Origin of the sequence: Paraburkholderia sp. BCC1886 (assembly GCF_900996245.1) — a bacterium.
Taxonomy (GTDB): Bacteria; Pseudomonadota; Gammaproteobacteria; order Burkholderiales; family Burkholderiaceae; genus Paraburkholderia.
The window spans coordinates 193,326-212,076 of record NZ_CAAJGK010000085.1 but is presented as its reverse complement, the minus strand read 5'-3'; the positions used below and the strand labels follow the sequence as shown (position 1 = coordinate 212,076).

Here is an 18,751-nt window from a genome sequence, read left to right as displayed (position 1 = left end):
CAACTCCTTTCCCGAGTCCTGCTCATGGTCCTTTCCTTCTTTAGTCGTAGTCTCGCCGCGCTGCTGCTGACGCTCGGCACGCTTGGCGTATCGTCCGCCGCGCTAGCCGAATCGAAAAACTACACGGTCACCGCGCCCGACGGCGTGGCGCTGGCCGTGCAGGAGGCCGGCAACCCCGCCGGGCCGGCTGTCGTGCTGATTCATGGCTTGCTCGGCAGCCGCCTGAATTGGGCGGCGCAGGTCGATAGCGCCGAACTCGCGCGCTACCGCATCATTACTTACGACCTGCGCGGTCACGGGCTGTCCGGTAAGCCGACGGACCCCGACGCGTATCGCGACGGCCGGCGCTGGGCGGACGATCTTGCCGCCGTCATCGCCGCCTCTCATGCGAAGCGGCCAGTGCTGGTCGGCTGGTCGTTGGGCGGCGCGGTGATATCGAACTATCTGGCGGCGTACGGCGATGGCCGGATTGCCGGTGCCGTGTATGTCGACGGGGTGATCGAGTTGAATGCGGCGCAGATCGTCGCGCATCCGCAGGTGTATCGCGACATGACTTCCGCCGATCTGAAGACCCATCTGGATGGCGAGCGCACTTTCCTCGCCCTGTGCTTCCAGACGCAGCCCGACACGGTGACGACTGGGCGTTTGCTTGCCAATGCGGCGCTGGCGTCATGGACAATGCAGAGCGCCGTTCAGTCGATGACCGTTGCGGCGGCCGACGCTCTGAGCAAGGTCCACGTGCCCGTTCTGCTGATCTACGGCGCCCATGATGCGCTGGTCGATCCCGATGCCGCGATTGCGCGGGTGAAGGAGTTGGATCCGCAGGCGCGAAGCGAACTGTATGCGAATGTGGGCCATGCGCCGTTTATCGAAGACCCGGTTCGATTCAATCGCGATCTGGCGGCTTTCATCGAGAAAACATCGGCGCAATGAGCGAAGCAGTGTGGCTCCGCCACGATTCGATGCCGCGTTATCGAACCGCAGTATTGCGATGACGGGCGATGCCGAGGTGCCTGTGCGTGCCCGCATTGCCGCCATCTCCGGCTGTAACGAGACAGTTGCCGCCGTGCGATTTCGCGCGGTACAAAGCCTCGTCGGCGGCGGCAAGCAGATCGGACAATGTGGAGACGTCGCTCGTCGAGTGAGCGAGGCCGATGCTGACCGTCGCGTGGATTTCAACGCCCGCGCTCCGATGCGAGACCGCAACGGCGAATCGCTGCACGACAGCCTCGCCCACCGCTTTCGCACGCAAGCCGTCGACTCCCGGCAGCAACGCGGCGAACTCTTCACCACCGATGCGCGCCAGAATCGTCTCCGCGCCGACCACCTGACGCGCGATGCGGCTAAACGACTTCAGCACTTCGTCGCCCGACTCGTGGCCGTAGCGGTCGTTGATCGCCTTGAAGTGATCGAGGTCGAAGGCGAGCAGCGACATGGGTTGCGGTATGGGCTGAGACAGCAGCTTCGACTCCCTGCTGGTGCGGAGTACCCGTGCGCCTTCTTCGAAGAACCAGCGGCGATTGCCGAGGCCGGTGAGGTAATCCGTCAGCGATTCCCGTAGAAGCTGGCCATGCGCTTCTTCGCGGACGAGGCCCAGCAAGCTCATGGGCAGCACCACGGAGTACAGCACGCCCTCGTACATCGTGATCTTGCCGACCACGATCAGGAAATCCAGGCCATACACGTTCGCGAGCCACGGCAGGATGAACGATCTGAAAGCGTAGAAGAGCGCATGAGAGCCCGACACGACGGCCGCGATGTGGCGCGACTGGACCGAAGACGTGCCGTTGCTGCGCCAGAGTTCCCGGGCGGTGATACCGCATGCCACGGCGATGGGCACCGCGCTGCCGTACGCCCACATGACGCCTTCTCCCGGCACGCCGCCGAGCATCCACGCCGCCGCAAGCACGATCAGCATGCCCACTGAAACCGCGCCGTAACGGCGTCGGCTGAGCGCGGCTGCGCCGCGCAGGATCAGCAGATACCCGCTGACGATCAGCAGATTGCTTAGTGCCGAACCCGTCATGCCGGGCAGGTCGCGACGGAAAGCCGCAGCCAGACAGCCGAGGGCGAGAACCGCATAGGCCGAGGCGAATATCCGCAATTCCCTTGCGCGCCCGGGATGCGTTCGGGCTTCCCATAGCGTCATGCAGGAACTGGTGAGGAGCGTTCCGATGGCGAGAAGATAGAGGGTGATTAGATCGACATGCATCCTGACGTAAGGCCTTACGCCGGGTTTCGCGGCGGCAGCGCATTTTACGTCAAAAAGTTTTTGCGGCGACGCGGGCGAGGGCGCCGTAAAACTGTTCTCGTGGGCCGATGAAGCGGACGGATTGAAAAGTCGCTCCGCTTCATCGCCAGGTTATTTCCTTCCCACCAGATACGTCACGCCATTCGGCCCGTACCGCTCGGAATGCGGCTTGCCCGCAGGCAAATGAAAAACATCGCCGACCTCATAAGCACGTTCTTCTTCATCCGTGCGAATGTGCATGCCGCCATCCAGAATCAACGCTTTCGCTTCGAAAGGATGGGCATGCACATCCATCGTGCCGCCGGCTTCTTTGGTAACGGCAACGGCTTCGGGAAAGCCGTCTTTCGTCAGGCTTTCGGTAAACGTATCGCGGTCCATGGCGGCTCCGTACATAGTCAGGCAGTGGTGGAGAGCTACTGTATCGCTATCTGGAAAAATTCGCCCGAGGGTCGTTCACTGAACGAACGCCTTTACTTCAAGCTTCTTTGCCGCCTCCTGCTGCCGCTTCCTGTGCCTGCACCTGCAACACCGCATCGCGCTTATCCAGCAGATGCTGCCGCAAAATCGCGCTGAGCCGTTTCCCGTCGCGCGCCTCGAGCGCCTTGAGCATTTCATCGTGATCGTGAATCGCGCGATCCCACTTAGGCACCTGAAAATTCGAGCGAAACCGTAAAGCCTGCAACCTGCGATTCACCGAAATGTAGGTCTGCCTCAGCGCCGAATTCCTGGCCGCTTCATTGATCTTGTCGTGAATCGCCTGATTGCGGCTGTAGTACCCAGCCAGATCGTTCTGAGTGCGGCAAGCGAGCATCGCGTAATGCAGTGCCTTGATGTCGGCCAGTTCCGCGGCGGTCATCCGCTCGGCCGCCAGTTCGCCCGCGAACGCTTCCAGCCCGCTCATCAATTCGAAAGTCTCGCGCAACTCCGCTTCCGACATCTTCGACACCGATGCGCCGCGGTTCGGCGAGATCTCGATGAGACCTTCTGCGGCCAATACCTTGAACGCCTCGCGCAAGGGTGTGCGCGAAATGCCCAGCGTCTCGCACAACTCGCGCTCGTTCAGCTTCTTGCCGGGTTCCAGCGCGCCCTCGACGATAAAGCGGCGAATGTGCTCCACCACCGTGTCGTGCAGACGCTGCCGCTCCACTTTCGGCATGAGCGGGGCAGCGGTCAAACCCGCATCCAGATCCGAATTTTGCATACAAAAAGCCCTTTACTTATTGGGTTCGGATTTTATCGTATGCCAAAAGAATAGTTAATAGCGCGGGTAAACACGGGTAAAACCGATTGAGTTTGCCCTTGGGATGACGCTCGTTCGTCTGATATAGTTTTTTGAATGCAAAATTCAATCGGAGACGTACTATGCTGAAGCTCGACTTTCATCCCGCCGGCCGTCACTTCCTGCAGATCCCGGGTCCGAGCCCGGTGCCCGATCGCATTCTCCGGGCGATGAGCTATCCCACCATCGACCATCGCGGTCCCGAGTTCGGCGAACTCGGCCTGAAGGTGATCGACGGCATCAAGAAAATCTTCAAGACGCAGCAGCCCGTCGTGATCTATCCGGCGTCCGGCACGGGCGCATGGGAAGCGGCGCTCTCCAACACGTTGAGCCCCGGCGACCACGTGTTGATGTTCGAGACCGGCCACTTCGCCACGCTATGGAAGAAGATGGCCGAAGCGCTCGGCCTCAAGCCGGAGTTCCTCGGTTTGCCGGGCATCGAAGGCTGGCGTCGTGGCGTGCAGCCGCAACTGATCGAAGAGCGTTTGCGCGCCGACACCGGGCGCACGATCAAGGCGGTTTGCGTCGTGCACAACGAAACCTCGACGGGCGTGACGTCGGACATCGCCGCGGTGCGCCGCGCGATCGACGCGGCGGGTCATCCGGCGCTGCTGCTGGTCGACACCATCTCGGGCCTCGCCTGCGCGGATTATCGTCACGACGAATGGGGCGTGGACGTCACGGTGTCGGGCTCGCAGAAGGGTTTGATGCTGCCGCCCGGTATCAGCTTCAATGCCATCTCGCCGAAAGCGTTCGCGGCCAGCAAGGAAGCCAAACTGCCGCGGAGCTTCTGGGACTGGGCCGACATCGTCGAGATGAACAAGACGGGTTACTGGCCCTACACGCCGAACACGAACCTGCTGTACGGGCTCAACGAAGCGCTGGAAATGATTCTCGGCGAGGGACTGGACAACGTGTTCGCGCGTCATAACCGGCTCGCCGAAGCCACACGACGTGCAGTGCGCGCGTGGGGTCTCGAGATTCAGTGCGCTGACCCGTCGGTCTATAGCCCGGTGCTGACCGGCGTGATGGTGCCCGAAGGCGTGGATGCCGACGCGGTGCGCAAGGTCATCTACGAACGCTTCGACATGTCGCTCGGCACGGGTCTGGGCAAGATGAAAGGGCGCATGTTCCGCATCGGTCACCTGGGCGATTGCAACGACCTGATGCTGATGGCCACGCTCGCCGGTTGCGAAATGGGCCTGAAGATCGCGGGCGTGCCGCTCAAGGAAAGCGGCTTGCCCGCCGCGATGGAATACCTGAGCCAGCCGCTCGAGACAGCTGGTCTGAAAGCCGCGGCGTAAGCCGGGTACAGGAAGCGAAGCAAAAGCGAGGCAATGCGCACGGCGCATTGCCTCGACAACGAACGACGAACAACAACGCTCGACCGGAAGGGGCAAGAACCTTTCCTCAGGCATCCGCACGACAGAGGCGGCCCTGAACGACATGCAATGCGCCCGCGGGATGTAGCGCGACGGGCAACGACGAAGCGCGCCATTCAGGCGAGCCGTCGATAGACTGCCATGGAGAGAGACGATGAAGCGGTTCCGTGTGACCAGTGCGACCAGTATCGTTCTAGTGATGCTATGCATCATGTACTTCATCACTTACCTCGACCGCGTCAACGTCAGCACGGCGGCCGCGGGGTTCGGCAAGGAATTTCATCTTTCGCATACGGAAGTGGGCCTGGTGTTCTCGGCCTTTGCTTATCCGTATCTGCTGTTTCAGATCATCGGCGGCTGGGTGAGCGATCGCTTCGGCGCACGGCGTACGCTGCTGTTCTGTGGTGCGGTGTGGGGCGTCGCGACCTTGCTGACCGGTTTCTCCGGCGGCCTGATTTCGCTTCTCGCCGCGCGTCTGCTGCTCGGTTTCGGTGAGGGCGCCACTTTCCCGGCAGCGACCGCGGCAATGGCCCGCTGGGTCGCAAAAGAAAAGCGCGGCTTTGCACAAGGCATTACGCACGCTGCCTCGCGCATCGGCAATGCGATTGCACCGGGACTCATCGTGATGGTGATGGCGACCTGGGGCTGGCGCGAGTCGTTCTACATTTGCGGCGTGTTCAGTCTGGTGTGGGTCGCGGTGTGGGCGATCACGTTCACCGAACATCCGAAAGATCATCCGCGTATCACGAGCGAAGAACTCGCGGTGCTGCCGGTTCCGAAGCCGAAAGTCACCGGTGTGCCGTGGGGCAAACTGTTTCGTCGCATGGCGCCGGTCACGATCGTGTACTTCTGCTATGGCTGGACCCTGTGGCTGTTTCTCAGCTGGATTCCGCAATACTTCCTGCACAGCTATCACCTGAATCTGCAGAAGTCGGCGATCTTCTCTTCGGTGGTGTTCTTCGCCGGCGTGATCGGCGATACGCTCGGCGGCATCGTGACCGACGCGATTTTCACGCGCACCGGCAGCCTGAAACGCGCGCGTAGCTGGATGGTGTCGCTCTGCATGCTGTTCTGCCTGTTCTCGCTCATCCCGCTGATGTTCACGCACAGCCTTTATCTGTCGATGGCCTGTCTGGCATCGGGCTTCTTCTTCGCCGAAATGACCATCGGTCCGATGTGGGCGATTCCAATGGATATCGCGCCGGAATGCTCGGGCACCGCAAGCGGCATGATGAACACAGGCTCGGCGTTGGCCGCGATCATCTCGCCGGTCGCCGGCGGATTCCTGATCGATTACTTCGGAAGCTGGGAACTGCCCTTCGTCGGGAGCATGCTGTTGATGGCAATCGGTGTGGTGCTCGCGTTCCGTATGCAACCGGAGAGCAAGTTCGCGATCGGTACGGCGGAGGAATCGCCGGTGCCGACCAGCCTCGGCGTATGAGCGGCGCCTTTTCTTTTTATCTAAAGCTTCTATGACGACTTCTCTAAGCCAGCGCCTCGCCGACGCACGCCGCGATCACACGACACTCGACACGTTGCCGTCCGACCAGGTCCCCGCCGGCTTCGATGCCGCTTACGCCATCCAGCACGAGATTCTGAGCCTGTCCGGTACGCGCATCGCCGGCTGGAAAATCGGTGCGAAATCCGCGACCGGGCCGATTCAGGGCGCGCCGCTGCCGGACGTCGATGTGCATGCGGACGGCGCGCGTTTGCGCCGGGCCGACTTCGCCTCGCTCGGCCTGGAACTCGAAGTCGCGTTCCGCTTCGACCGCCGCTTCGAACCGTCGGCCACGCCGTATAGCGAAGCCGACGTGCACGCGGCAATCGGCTCGTTTGGCGCGACCATCGAGATCGTGGCGAGCCGCTATGCCGACTGGCCTAAAGGCGACAAGCTCGCGCAACTCGCCGACCTGCAGAACAACGGCGCGCTGATCGTGGGCGAATTCACGCCGTATCGCGAGGACTTTCCGTACGTCGCGCCTTCGCTGACATTCGATTTCGACGGAGAGAACGTCGTGCTGGCTTCGCCGGCTAATCCCGCAGGCGATCCGCGGCGGCTGCTCACATGGCTCGTGAATCACGCGAGCGCGCGCGGCATCGCGGTGACGCCCGAGATGATCGTCACCACGGGCTCGTACACGGGAATGTTCTTCCCGCGCGGCGCGGGCACGGCGAGCGGACGCATCGAAGGGCTGCCTCCCGTGAGCGTGACGCTCGACTAGCCGGTTCTTCTCAAGAAAGGCCGAGGACATGACGAATCCGACTTCCGCTTTACTCGTCAAACCGGTTCATCTGGTGCCGTCCGCGGCACGCCTGACGAGTCCGCTCGCGCAACTGTTGCGCAAGTCCTTGCGTGGCGACGTGCTGTTCGATGCCGCGAGCCGCGGCCGCTATGCAACCGACGCCTCCATCTATCAGATCACGCCGATCGGCGTGGTCGTGCCGCGCGATCAGGAAGACCTGTACACGGCGCTCGACATCGCCCGCAGTGAGAACGTGCCGCTGCTCGCGCGCGGCGCGGGGACGAGCCAGTGCGGTCAGACGGTGGGCGAAGCGCTCGTCGTGGACACGAGCAAGTGGTTGAACAACATCGTCTCTTTCGATGCCGACGCGCGCACCGTGACGGTCGAGCCCGGCGTGGTGCTCGATCATCTGAATGCGTGGCTCAAACCGCACGGCCTGTGGTTTCCCGTCGACGTGTCGACCGCTGCGCAATGCACGATCGGCGGCATGGCCGGCAACAACTCGTGCGGCTCGCGCTCGATCGAATACGGCAACATGGTGCACAACGTCGAGGCGATCGACGCGATTCTCGCCGACGGCAGTCACGCGCGACTCGCTTCGCTGCGCGATGCGCCGACGGGCGCGCGCATGCAACAGATTCTCGCGGGCGTGAAGCAGATTGCCGAACGCGAGCGCGACGAAATCGTGGCACGCGTGCCGAAGGTGTTGCGACGCGTGGCAGGCTACAACATCGACCTGTTCGATTGCCAGAACCCGCGCGCGTACACCGACGACGGCATTGCCAATCTCGCGCATCTGCTGGTCGGCTCCGAAGGCACGCTCGCGTTCAGCCGGCAACTCACGCTCAAACTCGCGCCGCTGCCCGCGCACAAAACGCTGGGCGTGGTCAACTTTCCGACTTTCCGGCAAGCGATGGCGCTCACGCAGCACATCGTCAAGCTCAAGCCGGTCGCCGTGGAACTGGTCGATCGCACGATGATCGATCTCGCGATCAGCAACCCCGCGTTCCGCCCCGTGATCGAAAAGGCGCTGGTGCGCGAGCCGCAAGCCATTCTGCTGGTGGAATTCGCGGGCGAGGATCGCGACACGCAACTCGCGTCGCTGCGGCAACTGACGGAACTGATGGCCGATCTCGGTCTGCCGGATAGCGTGGTCGAGATGCCGCAGGCGAACGAACAGAAAGCGTTGTGGGAAGTCCGCAAAGCCGGCCTGAACATCATGATGAGCATGAAGGGCGACGGTAAGCCGGTGTCCTTCATCGAAGACTGCGCGGTGCCGCTCGAGCATCTGGCCGACTACACGAGCCAGCTGACCGAGGTGTTTCATCGGCACGGCACGGAGGGCACCTGGTATGCGCACGCAAGCGTCGGTACGCTGCACGTGCGGCCCATTCTCGACATGCGCCGCGACGGCGCGCTCAAAATGCGCGCGATTGCCGAAGAAGCGGCGGCGCTGGTGCGCGAATACAAGGGCGCGTATTCGGGCGAGCATGGCGATGGCCTGTGCCGCGGCGAATGGGTGGCGTGGCAATACGGGCCGCGTCTGAACCAGGCGTTCGCCGACATCAAAGCGCTGTTCGATCCGCAGAACCGTTTCAATCCGGACAAGATGGTGCGTCCGCCGAAAATGGACGATGCACGCAACTTTCGTTTCGCGCCGGGGTATCAGGTGCCGCGTATCGAAACGGCGCTCGACTGGTCCGCTTGGAATGTCGAACGCGACCCGTTGACGGGACAGGAAACGGCGCCCGGCAGCGGCAACGATTTGTCGGGCGGACTCGCGAAGGCCGTGGAGATGTGCAACAACAACGGCCATTGCCGCAAGTTCGACGCGGGCACCATGTGCCCGAGCTATCGCGTGACGAAGGACGAGCAGCACGTCACACGCGGACGCGCCAACACACTGCGGCTCGCGATCTCCGGTCAGCTTGGCGAAGCAGGGCTCGCGAGCGACGACGTGAAGGACACGCTCGACCTGTGCGTGTCGTGCAAGGGCTGCAAGCGCGATTGCCCGACCGGCGTCGACATGGCGAAGTTCAAGATCGAAGCGCGGGCGGCGCGCGTGCAGCGTCATGGTCTGCGTCTGCGCGACCGGCTGGTCGCGTTCATGCCGCGCTATGCGGCGACAGCGAGCCGTGTGCCGGGGCTGATGGCGCTGGCCGACAACGTACCGTTGGTGTCGGCGTGGTTGAAGCGTTCGGTGGGACTCGCGCCGCAGCGTTCGCTGCCGCGCTTCAAGACCTCGTTTTTATCGGGCGTGGGTACCCGGACGAACGCTACCGGAAGCAGCACGCTCAAAGAAGTCCTGCTGTTCGTCGACACGTTCAACAACAACATGGAGCCCGAGAACGCGCGGGCCGCGCAACGCGTACTGGAAGCCGCCGGTTACACGGTCCATTTCAACACGCGTCAGGGCGAGCGGCCGGTCTGTTGCGGACGCACCTTCCTTGCAGCGGGTCTGGTCGACGAGGCGAAGCAGGAAGCGCGGCGCATGCTCGATCTGTTCCGGCCATTCGTCGCGCGCGGTGTGCCCATCGTCGGTCTGGAGCCGTCCTGTTTGCTGTCGTTGCGTGACGAGTTCCTGCACTACGGTTTCGGTGAAGAAGCGCAGCGTCTGGCGAGCCATGCATTTCTGTTCGAAGAGTTTCTGGTGCGCGAGCACGAGGCCACGCGTCTGCACCTTGCGTTAAAGCCTTTGGCCACGCGCGAAGCATTAGTACACGGACATTGCCATCAGAAAGCGTTCGATGCGTTCACGCCCGTTCAGACCGTGTTGAAGTGGATTCCGGAACTGACGGTCTCGACCGTGGAGTCGTCGTGCTGCGGCATGGCGGGTAGCTTCGGTTACGAAGCCGAGCACTATGAAACCTCGCAGGCGATGGCGGAATTGTCGCTGCTGCCCGCCGTGCGCAAGCTCGGTGGCAACGCGCTGATGGTCGCCGACGGCACCAGTTGCCGACACCAGATTCACGACGGCGCGAATGTCGAAGCGCTTCACGTCGCGCGCGTTCTGGCGATGGCCTTGCAGTGAGCCAGATTGTCGCAGGTGGACGGACGCGCCTCGCGTCCGTATAATCCCCGTCTTCTCAACCGAGACATCGCATCATATTCGCAGCACATTAGACTCCGTAAGAAGGGGTTGAATGCAGATTGTCTGCTGTCGCATTCGGCTCGTCCAATCCGGCAGTCGCGTCGAAACGGGGTTCCCGAACCCCACTGGTCGAGTCGCCCTTGCGCTGCTCGCCGCTCTCATCGATGGATCTGGCACCAGTTTTGCTGACTGGCTTGTCACCGGGAGCGTGATTGCTTTCCGCTCCCGCGCCGGGTTTCAACACGACCCGGCACCACTCGGTTCACCTCGCGGCTCCTGCCGCGTCCCGAACTTCCCATTCGCAGCGTCTTTCCAGACGCCTGTGCGGCGTGGCCTTGTGCGCGCGTCGCTCGAACCCGGAGGCGTATTTCCATGAATCATCGTCCTGCCAGACTGATCGGCAGTGTTGTCGCCATCGGTGTCGTCGTCGCGTTGTTGTGTCGCGCGATCGATCCCGCCGCGTTGCATCAATACGCGCCCGATCTGGTCTATTACACCGAACGGCATCTGCTGCTGGTCGGCTACTCGATGGCTGCGGCGCTCCTGGTCGGTATTCCATCCGGCGTGCTGCTCAGCCGGCCCGCGTTCGCGCGGCATGCCGAGCGCTTCATGCAGATCTTCAACATTGGCAATACGGTGCCGTCTCTCGCCGTGCTGGCCATTGCGCTAGGCATCTTCGGTATCGGCGATATTCCGGCGCTGGTAGCGCTGTTTCTCGCTTCGCTTCTGCCGATCACCCGCAATGCCTACGAAGGCATGAAGAACGTCTCGCCCGCGTTGCGCGAGGCGGCGCGCGGTCTCGGTATGACCGGCTGGCAGTCGCTCGTGCGCGTGGAGTTGCCTAATGCGATGCCGATCATCATCGGCGGCGTGCGCACTGCGCTGGCCATCAACGTGGGGAGCGCGCCGCTCGCTTACCTGATTGGCGCCGACAGTCTCGGCACGCTGATCTTCCCCGGCATCTATCTGAACAACGAACAGCAACTGCTGCTCGGTGCTGCTGCAACGGCGATTCTTGCGCTCGTGCTCGACGGCATCGTGTCGTTGGGCAGCCGCTATCTGCTCGCGCGTCGCGGGGTGGCTGCATGACGATATCGTTGCTTAAACAGAGTGTGCGATGGATTGCAGCGGGCGCGATGCTTGTCGCGAGTCTGCAGGCCAGCGCGGCCAACCTGGTATTGGGTGGAAAAAATTTCACTGAACAGTACGTTCTTACCGAAATCACCGCACAGTACCTGCGTGCCAAGGGTTATCAGATCGATGCGCGTACCGGCCTCGGCAGTGTGCTGTTGCGCAGTGCGCAGGAGAACGGGCAAGTGGACGTCGTGTGGGAATACACGGGCACGGCTGCGCTGGTCTACGACAAGCTCACTGAAAAACTCGATCCGAAAGCGATGTACGAGCGCGTGAAGGAACTCGACGCCAAACGCGGTCTCGTGTGGCTGCATGCGTCGCCGCTGAACAACACGTATGCGTTGGGCTTGCCGCAACAGGTCGCGCAGCAGACCGGCATTCACACGATCTCGCAACTGGCCGCGAAGCTGAAGGCCGAGCCGAACAGGAAGCACGTGTTTGCGATGGACGCCGAGTTCGCGAATCGTCCGGACGGTCTGAAGCCGCTCGAAGCCGCTTACGGCATGCGCTTTAGCCGCGCGGAGACGCGTCAGATGGACCCGGGCCTCGTGTACACCGCGTTGCATAACAACCAGGTGACGATCGGTCTGATCTATACGACGGATGGACGCGTGAAGGGCTTCAACATCGCCCCGCTCGAAGACGACCTGCACTACTTCCCCGCGTATAACGCGACGCCCGTGGTACGGCAGGCGATTTTGCAGCAGAACCCGCAACTCGCGACGCAACTGAATGCGCTCGCCGACACGCTGAACAACGACACCATGCTGGAGATGAACAAGCAGGTCGACATAGACGGCAAATCGGTGCATGACGTTGCAGCGGAATTTCTTCGCACGCACAAACTGCCCTGAGCGGAGACCTTTGATGACGCTATTCAACTATCTGTCCAGCAACTGGCCCGAGTTGCTGCAACTCACCGCACAACATGTGTGGCTGGTGGGGATCGCCGTGGGTTGCGCGATTCTCGTCGGCGTGCCGCTCGGGATTCTGATCAATCGCCATGAATGGCTCGCGGCGCCGTTGCTGAGTATCGCGACCGTGGTGCTGACGTTGCCCTCGATCGCGCTATTCGGCCTGATGATTCCGGTGTTCTCGCGCTTCGGCCAGGGCATCGGCGCGGTGCCGGCGATTACCGCGGTGTTCCTCTACTCGTTGCTGCCGATCATGCGCAACACCTACCTCGCGTTGCGCAACGTCGACGCCGGCATCAAGGAAGCGGGCATCGGCATCGGCATGACCGTGTGGCAACGGCTGCGCCTCGTCGATCTGCCGCTCTCGGTGCCGGTGATTCTCGGCGGCGTGCGAACCGCGGTCGTGATGAATATCGGCGTGATGACGATTGCCGCGGTGATCGGCGCGGGCGGGCTGGGTACGCTGATCATTCGCGCGATCGGCCAGAGCAACATGATGAAACTGCTGGTGGGCGCCGTGCTCGTGAGTCTGCTCGCGATCGTCGCCGACCTGCTGCTGCAAGCGCTGCAACGCTTGCTGACACCGAAGGGAGTACAGAAGACATGATCGAACTCGATAAACTGACCAAGACCTTTACGCAGAAAGACGGCCAGCAGGTGCGCGCCGTCGACTCGGTGAGCCTCGCCGTCGGTGAAGGCGAAATTTGCGTGTTCCTCGGACCTTCGGGCTGCGGCAAGACCACGACGCTGAAGATGATCAACCGCCTGATCGCGCCGACCTCGGGTCGCGTGCTGATCGACGGCAAGGATACGTCGGGTCTGAACGAAGTGGAGTTGCGCCGTCATATCGGCTACGTGATCCAGCAGATCGGTCTGTTCCCCAACATGACGATTGAAGAGAACATCACGGTGGTGCCGCGTCTGCTCGGTTGGGACAAGAAACGCTGCCGCGATCGCGCGGCCGAATTGATGTCGATGGTCGCGCTCGATCCGAAGCAATACCTGAAACGTTATCCGCGTGAGTTGTCGGGCGGGCAGCAACAGCGTATCGGCGTGATTCGCGCGCTCGCTGCCGATCCGCCGGTGTTGCTGATGGACGAGCCGTTCGGCGCGGTCGATCCGATCAATCGCGAATCGATTCAGAACGAGTTCTTCCAGATGCAACGTCAGTTGAAGAAGACGGTGATCATGGTGAGTCACGATATCGACGAAGCGATCAAGCTCGGCGATCGCGTGGCCGTGTTCCGCCGCGGTCAACTGGTGCAGTACGATCATCCGGACACGTTGCTCGCGCATCCGCACGACGACTTCGTCGGTGCGTTCGTCGGTCAGGACAGTACGTTGAAGCGCCTGCTGCTCGTGAAAGCCGGCGACGCCGCGACCCAACCGGAAACCGCGCGCGCTCAGACGCCGATTGCCCACGCTTTCCAGATGATGGACGAGAGCGACAACCGCTATCTGACCATCGTCGACGATCATCAACAGGCGCTGGGTTACGTGACGCGTCGCGCGGCGCGCGCGGGGCAGGGCACATGCGGCGATCATCTGACGCCGTTCAAGGCCACGGTCAGTGCGGACGAACATCTGCGCATCGTGTTGTCGAAGATGTACCAGTTCAATTCTTCCTGGATGCCGGTGCTGGATAGCGATAACCGTTATGTCGGCGAAGTCACGCAGGATTCGATCGCGGACTATCTGAGTTCGGGGCGCTCGCGTCGTCAGACGGGGCAGCCGGCAATCGTGTCGCCGGCGATTGCCGCGGCCGAAGCGCAGGCTCAGGCACACGCACAACACGGCTGACGATTCCGTCTTCATCGCTTCGCTTGCCATGCGGCCATCGCTTCGTTAAGGAGCGATGGCCGCGATCTTATGCGCGTCGAATTTGTTTCGAGCTTTGTTCGTCGAATCCGATTTTTTTACCAATTAATTTTCAGACTTTCCATGCGAGGATAAAAACGCCGATCGACCGATGCGCGCTTCGCCTAATTGCAAGGACGTCCTGCCGTGAAACTTTTATTGCATCTCGGCGTGGCCGCGCTGTCCTTAAGCGGGTTGATGTCCGCCGACGCTATAGCGCAATCGCAACTGATCTACACGACTTCGTGGATCGGCAACAGCTTCGGTTTCGGCGACGGCAAATGGATGCAGCAGGATATCCAGGCGATTGGCGTCGGCGCCGACGGCACGGTTTACACGAATGCGCCGTGGGACGAAAGCGGCAGTGAAATCGCCGCGTATCGCGGCGGCGACAAGCTCGCAGTGGCGGGTTCGACACATGGCTGGGGGGCGGCCGGCGGAGATGCCGTCGCGGTGAATCACACCTACCTGTATGCGGCCATGTCGATTGGCAACGAGAGCAATGCGCTGGTGGGCGCGGATTATCCGCCGGCGGACCTGACCTGGTTCGGCATTACGCGGCGCACGCTCGCCAGTCTCGCCACCGGCGCGCCGTTTAGCGGCGGCATCGGCAATAGCGCGAATGCGACGAAGAATAGCTTCCTGCCCGTCGAGACGGTCGCGACGGGTATCGATGCCGCCGTGCGCGGTCTGGCTGCAACCGATACCGAACTCTATGTGGCCGACACCTACGCCAATCGGATCGTCGTGCTCGACGCGAATACGATGCAGCCGTTGCGATCGTGGCCAGTCGGTTCGCCGGGCAAAATTGCGGTGGACACGGATTCGTCGTTATGGGTGATAAGTGGCTTCTCATCCGGAAGCCTAAGCATTCTTCACTACGCCGCCGATGGTACCGCGCTTGCCGATACGATTGCGTTGCCCGCCGGCTCGGTGCCGACCGATATCACGGTCACGCCCTCGGGCCAGATTCTGGTCGCGGATAACGGCGCTTCACAGCAGATACTCGTGTACACCAAAGATGCCAGTGGCCGGGTTCAGGCGGGAGTATCGATCGGTACGCGCAATGGGCTTTTTCATGCGGTGAGAGGCGTGCCGGGCAAAGTGCGCTTCAACGGAATCACGGGGATCGCGGTGGATCCTGCGGGCAATCTGTATGTCGCGCAGAACGGCGAGGGACCGCGACCGCCTGGCTCGGCGACGGTCGGCCAGGGCGCGGTGCTCGAGAGCTATGTTTTCAGCTCGCATGTTTTTAACTGGCGGCTTTACGGTCTGGTGTTCGTCGATAGCGCGGCGTTCGACCCGGCCGATCCGACTTCGGTGTACACGGGCTCGAAGCGGTTCACGCTCGACTACGGCCAGCCGGTGGGGAAGGAGTGGTCGTACACGGCCTTCACGCTGGACCGCTTCGATTATCCCGACGACCCGGCCTTCCACGAGCCTCGCGGCGTGCGCGGCGAGCCGATGGTACGGCGCTTCGACGGCCAGCCGTTTCTCTACACCCTCGACTCCGGCGCGCATTATCTGAACGTGTATCGCTTCGATGCCGCGCATGGCGATATTGCGATTCCGTCGGGCCTGCTGGCGCAGAATCCGCTGCCGGGCACGTGGCCGGCAGCGCAGCCGACGTTTGGTGAATGGCTATGGCGTGACAGCAATGGCGACGGTGTGGTCGACGCGAGCGAGATCAGCAGTAATCCGGCGACGGGCAGTACGGTGGGCAATGGCTTCTGGTGGGTGGATACGATAGGCAACGTATGGCTCGCGACGCCGACGAGCGGGGTTCGCGAGATGCCTTTGCAAGGCCTGGATGCGGTCGGCAATCCGGTCTATACGTACGCGAGTGCGACGATGTTTGCGATGCCCGCGCCGTTCACGCGGCTTGCGCGACTGGTGTATATCGCGGCGACGGACACGATGTATCTGTCTGGATATACGAGCGCGATTCCGTACGACGCGACGCATTGGAAGGAGGCGGGACCCGTGCTCGCGCGATACGACAACTGGTCCTCGGGCACGCCGACGCAGCAGTATGCGATTGCGTTGCCCTGGAATACGCAGAGCGATCCGCAGACTACGACTGTCGGTGTGGCCGTAGCGGGCAATTATATTTTCGTCGCGGAGTTGTACACGGCGAAGGTGGATGTGTACGACGCGCGTAGCGCTCAGCCGGTGGGCTTCATGACGCCGGGCCCGAGTGTGGGCAATACGAGCGGCTGGGTGGACGTTTATCTGGGGATCAGCGCGGTGCAACGCGCGAACGGCGAGTACGTGGTGTTGCTGGAGGACGATGCGCGCGCGAAGATCCTGATGTACCGGTGGACGCCTTGACCCGCATCATCCCATCTCCACCCCGAATGGACGCCGTCGCCCGATCGGTATATAAAAGCGTGAAAGTATCGTCGTCCACGGTGCTGAAAAGGAGAGATGGTTCTTATGACGCAAGACTTCACGCCCAAGCCGCCGGCCGGTGATCGCCCCGATCTCGATCATCTCGACGCCGCGCTGACTCATGTCGATCAGCAGGTCTCGTCCGGCAGTATTGCAACGGGTGCTGCGAAAGGCATTCTGTACAGTCTGATCGAAACGCTTGGCGCGTTCGTCGGCGACCCCGATCTGCCCGAGCACGCGCGCTCCGGTTACGAAGGTCTGCTGGAAACCGCCCGCGAATTGCGCGCGAAACTGGATAGCTGAAGTCGCGTTCACATCGCGCTGTGATAAAAGGGTGCTTTGTCTTTCGACATCGCACCTTTTTTTATGCTCTCTGTGTCCGCTATCGCGCTGCTGGCCATCGGCATCGTCGTCGTGCTGATTACGCCGGGCCCGACCAACACGTTGCTCGCGGCGGCCGGTCTGCGCCAGGGCGTGCGTCGTTCGTTGCCGTTGATCGTCGCCGAGCTGGGCGGCTATCTCGTGTCGATTTCCGTGTGGGGCCGTTTTCTCGCGCACGCCGCGCATGCATTGCCGTGGCTGCCTTCGTTGTTGCGTGTGGCGGCCGGCGTGTACATCGCCTATCTCGCGGTGAATATGTGGCGCGCGGCCGTCGCGCTGCCGGATTCCGCGCAACCGGGCATCGGCTTGCGCACGTTGCTCGTGGCGACGTTGCTTAACCCGAAGGGCCTGCTGTTTGCCGGGACCATTTTCCCGGCCATCGCGTTCGTTCACTGGCCGGCGTATGGCTTTGCGATGCTGCTGTTCGCCTGCCTCGCAACGCCGATCGCGCTGGCGTGGATCGCGTTCGGCGCCGCGCTCGGCAGCGGTCAACTCGGCTGGCTGAATCCCGTGAAGTTGCAGCGTGGCGCGTCCATCGTGCTCGGCGTGTTTTCGTTGTCGCTCGCGTGGGCGGCGCTGCATTGAACAACGCTATGGTTTGAATCACGCACTCAATGCCGTGATCCACTCCTTTGGACCCGCGCCGATCTGCAAGTGCGGCGTAGCGTGCCAATCCGCGCAACGTTGCAGTGCGCGGCGTAAATCGTCGGCGAGTCGCGCGCTCAGACGCACGCCCGGTTCGATGTGCAGCGACTTCAACTCGAAGATGCCCGTGCTGCGATGCGCTTTCGCATCCACGCGACCGACCAGGCGGCCGCGGCTCAACAACGGCAGCACGAAGTACCCGTAGCGGCGTTTGTCGGCAGGCGTGTAGCACTCGATCGTGTAGTCGAAATCGAACAGCGCGGTGGCGCGCTTGCGGTCCCACACCACCGGATCGAACGGCGACAGCACGGTTGTCACCGTCGAGGTCAGCTTGCCGTTGGCCGCCTCGTCGAGCAGCGAAGCGTAGTCGCGAGGCACGAACGTGTCCTGTTTCCAGCCTTCCACCTGCACGGGAATCAATTCGCCGCGATCGGCGAGCGCATGCAGTTCATCGCGATACGGACGGCGCGGCAACCGGTAGTAATCGGCGACCCAATCGGCGCGCGCCACACCGAGCGCGCGGCAACTTTTTAGCAATAGCCGGTCGACGACGGTATGCGCCGGCGGCAGATCGCGTGCGTCGTTCCAATCGGGCAGCACGCGTTCGGTCACATCGTAGACGCGCTGAAAATTGCGCCGCTCGGCCACCATCAACTCGCCGGTCGCGAACAGCACTTCCAGGTGCCGCTTCTCCGGCTTCCAGTCCCACCAGCCGTTGCCCTTTCCCGCCTCGCGCGCGAAATCGGCCGAGCGCACCGGCCCCGTCGCGCGGATTTGCGCGAGCAGTTTCTCGATGTCGTCGCGGTATTGCTCATGCCACTGCGCGGCGTATTTCCAGCCCATGCCGCTCGGGTCGAGCATGCGATGGCGCAGCAGGCCATAGTCTTCGGTCGGCACGAAACAGGCTTCATGCGACCAGTATTCGAACAGCGCTCCCTCGGCGAGATGTTCGTCGAGCCACGTCTGAGGGTACGCGCCGAGGCGGCTGAACAGCACGAGGTAAGGGCTGCGCGCGACGACGTGAATCGTGTCGATCTGCAACTGCGCCATGCGCCGGATCGCGTCGAGCACATCCGCCTTCACGGCTTTGCGACGCGGCGGCGTGAGCAGACCTTGCGCGGCCAGATGCAGCGCGCGTGCAGCGGAAAGCGGCAGCGCGATCACGCGAGGCGGAAGAGGTGGT

At 62.4% G+C, this 18,751-nt stretch carries 16 protein-coding genes; 12 read left to right on the top strand and 4 right to left on the bottom strand.

Annotated elements, in window-relative coordinates:
* The first annotated feature begins 24 nt into the window (after positions 1-24).
* Complete coding sequence (locus tag FQ746_RS27525) at positions 25-933, top strand: alpha/beta fold hydrolase (RefSeq protein ID WP_144112950.1); 909 nt, start codon at positions 25-27, stop codon at positions 931-933.
* Between the two features lie 37 nt (positions 934-970).
* Here the strand turns inward: FQ746_RS27525 and FQ746_RS27520 are convergent, their stop codons facing one another.
* From FQ746_RS27520 to FQ746_RS27510, 3 genes are all read right to left on the bottom strand, one after another.
* Positions 971-2,212: a sensor domain-containing diguanylate cyclase gene (locus FQ746_RS27520; protein ID WP_144112949.1), complete on the bottom strand. Its 1,242-nt coding sequence runs from the start codon at positions 2,210-2,212 to the stop codon at positions 971-973.
* A 150-nt stretch (positions 2,213-2,362) separates the two neighbouring features.
* Positions 2,363-2,629, bottom strand: a complete 267-nt coding sequence (locus FQ746_RS27515; protein WP_144112948.1) for a cupin domain-containing protein — start codon at positions 2,627-2,629, stop codon at positions 2,363-2,365.
* A 97-nt stretch (positions 2,630-2,726) separates the two neighbouring features.
* Positions 2,727-3,452, bottom strand: coding sequence for a GntR family transcriptional regulator (locus FQ746_RS27510; protein WP_144112947.1), 726 nt, complete (start codon positions 3,450-3,452; stop codon positions 2,727-2,729).
* 161 nt (positions 3,453-3,613) lie between these two features.
* Here FQ746_RS27510 and FQ746_RS27505 point away from each other — a divergent pair, with 161 nt between their 5' ends.
* The 11 genes from FQ746_RS27505 (at position 3,614) to FQ746_RS27455 (ending at position 17,508) form a co-directional block, all read left to right on the top strand.
* A complete protein-coding gene (locus FQ746_RS27505; RefSeq protein WP_144112946.1) occupies positions 3,614-4,834 on the top strand; it encodes a pyridoxal-phosphate-dependent aminotransferase family protein in 1,221 nt (406 codons plus the stop codon).
* 232 nt (positions 4,835-5,066) lie between these two features.
* Complete coding sequence (locus FQ746_RS27500) at positions 5,067-6,353, top strand: MFS transporter (RefSeq protein WP_144112945.1); 1,287 nt, start codon at positions 5,067-5,069, stop codon at positions 6,351-6,353.
* 31 nt (positions 6,354-6,384) lie between these two features.
* The gene (locus tag FQ746_RS27495) at positions 6,385-7,134 is read left to right on the top strand and encodes a 2-keto-4-pentenoate hydratase (RefSeq protein ID WP_144112944.1); all 750 of its coding nucleotides are present in this window, start codon (positions 6,385-6,387) and stop codon (positions 7,132-7,134) included.
* A 28-nt stretch (positions 7,135-7,162) separates the two neighbouring features.
* A complete protein-coding gene (locus FQ746_RS27490) occupies positions 7,163-10,186 on the top strand; it encodes an FAD-binding and (Fe-S)-binding domain-containing protein (RefSeq protein ID WP_144112943.1) in 3,024 nt (1,007 codons plus the stop codon).
* 432 nt (positions 10,187-10,618) lie between these two features.
* Positions 10,619-11,335, top strand: a complete 717-nt coding sequence (locus FQ746_RS27485; protein ID WP_144112942.1) for an ABC transporter permease — start codon at positions 10,619-10,621, stop codon at positions 11,333-11,335.
* Positions 11,332-12,234: a glycine betaine ABC transporter substrate-binding protein gene (locus FQ746_RS27480; protein ID WP_144112941.1), complete on the top strand. Its 903-nt coding sequence runs from the start codon at positions 11,332-11,334 to the stop codon at positions 12,232-12,234. The genes FQ746_RS27485 and FQ746_RS27480 overlap by 4 nt, the downstream gene beginning before the upstream one ends.
* A 13-nt stretch (positions 12,235-12,247) precedes the next feature.
* Entirely contained in the window at positions 12,248-12,901 is a 654-nt protein-coding gene (locus tag FQ746_RS27475; RefSeq protein ID WP_144112940.1) for an ABC transporter permease, read from the top strand.
* Positions 12,898-14,094 carry a betaine/proline/choline family ABC transporter ATP-binding protein gene (locus tag FQ746_RS27470; RefSeq protein WP_144112939.1) on the top strand — a complete coding sequence of 399 codons (1,197 nt, stop codon included), beginning with the start codon at positions 12,898-12,900 and terminating at the stop codon, positions 14,092-14,094. Before FQ746_RS27475 ends, FQ746_RS27470 begins: the two co-directional genes overlap by 4 nt.
* A gap of 255 nt (positions 14,095-14,349) precedes the next feature.
* A complete protein-coding gene (locus FQ746_RS27465) occupies positions 14,350-16,482 on the top strand; it encodes a hypothetical protein (protein WP_144113148.1) in 2,133 nt (710 codons plus the stop codon).
* 105 nt (positions 16,483-16,587) lie between these two features.
* A complete protein-coding gene (locus FQ746_RS27460) occupies positions 16,588-16,845 on the top strand; it encodes a hypothetical protein (RefSeq protein WP_144112938.1) in 258 nt (85 codons plus the stop codon).
* A gap of 63 nt (positions 16,846-16,908) precedes the next feature.
* Positions 16,909-17,508 carry a LysE family translocator gene (locus tag FQ746_RS27455; RefSeq protein WP_144112937.1) on the top strand — a complete coding sequence of 200 codons (600 nt, stop codon included), beginning with the start codon at positions 16,909-16,911 and terminating at the stop codon, positions 17,506-17,508.
* Between the two features lie 18 nt (positions 17,509-17,526).
* Here FQ746_RS27455 and FQ746_RS27450 read toward each other — a convergent pair whose 3' ends face one another.
* On the bottom strand, positions 17,527-18,732 hold the full coding sequence (locus tag FQ746_RS27450; RefSeq protein WP_144112936.1) for a winged helix-turn-helix domain-containing protein: 1,206 nt from the start codon (positions 18,730-18,732) through the stop codon (positions 17,527-17,529).
* Between the last annotated feature and the right edge of the window lie 19 nt (positions 18,733-18,751).

Coding starts and splice junctions, on each gene's coding strand:
- FQ746_RS27520 (WP_144112949.1), bottom strand. CDS start 2,212: ATGCATGTCGATCTAATCACCCTCTATCTTCTCGCCATCGGAACGCTC.
- FQ746_RS27470 (WP_144112939.1), top strand. CDS start 12,898: ATGATCGAACTCGATAAACTGACCAAGACCTTTACGCAGAAAGACGGC.
- FQ746_RS27525 (WP_144112950.1), top strand. CDS start 25: ATGGTCCTTTCCTTCTTTAGTCGTAGTCTCGCCGCGCTGCTGCTGACG.
- FQ746_RS27460 (WP_144112938.1), top strand. CDS start 16,588: ATGACGCAAGACTTCACGCCCAAGCCGCCGGCCGGTGATCGCCCCGAT.
- FQ746_RS27480 (WP_144112941.1), top strand. CDS start 11,332: ATGACGATATCGTTGCTTAAACAGAGTGTGCGATGGATTGCAGCGGGC.
- FQ746_RS27490 (WP_144112943.1), top strand. CDS start 7,163: ATGACGAATCCGACTTCCGCTTTACTCGTCAAACCGGTTCATCTGGTG.
- FQ746_RS27505 (WP_144112946.1), top strand. CDS start 3,614: ATGCTGAAGCTCGACTTTCATCCCGCCGGCCGTCACTTCCTGCAGATC.
- FQ746_RS27475 (WP_144112940.1), top strand. CDS start 12,248: ATGACGCTATTCAACTATCTGTCCAGCAACTGGCCCGAGTTGCTGCAA.
- FQ746_RS27455 (WP_144112937.1), top strand. CDS start 16,909: ATGCTCTCTGTGTCCGCTATCGCGCTGCTGGCCATCGGCATCGTCGTC.
- FQ746_RS27485 (WP_144112942.1), top strand. CDS start 10,619: ATGAATCATCGTCCTGCCAGACTGATCGGCAGTGTTGTCGCCATCGGT.
- FQ746_RS27510 (WP_144112947.1), bottom strand. CDS start 3,452: ATGCAAAATTCGGATCTGGATGCGGGTTTGACCGCTGCCCCGCTCATG.
- FQ746_RS27495 (WP_144112944.1), top strand. CDS start 6,385: ATGACGACTTCTCTAAGCCAGCGCCTCGCCGACGCACGCCGCGATCAC.
- FQ746_RS27465 (WP_144113148.1), top strand. CDS start 14,350: ATGTCCGCCGACGCTATAGCGCAATCGCAACTGATCTACACGACTTCG.
- FQ746_RS27515 (WP_144112948.1), bottom strand. CDS start 2,629: ATGGACCGCGATACGTTTACCGAAAGCCTGACGAAAGACGGCTTTCCC.
- FQ746_RS27500 (WP_144112945.1), top strand. CDS start 5,067: ATGAAGCGGTTCCGTGTGACCAGTGCGACCAGTATCGTTCTAGTGATG.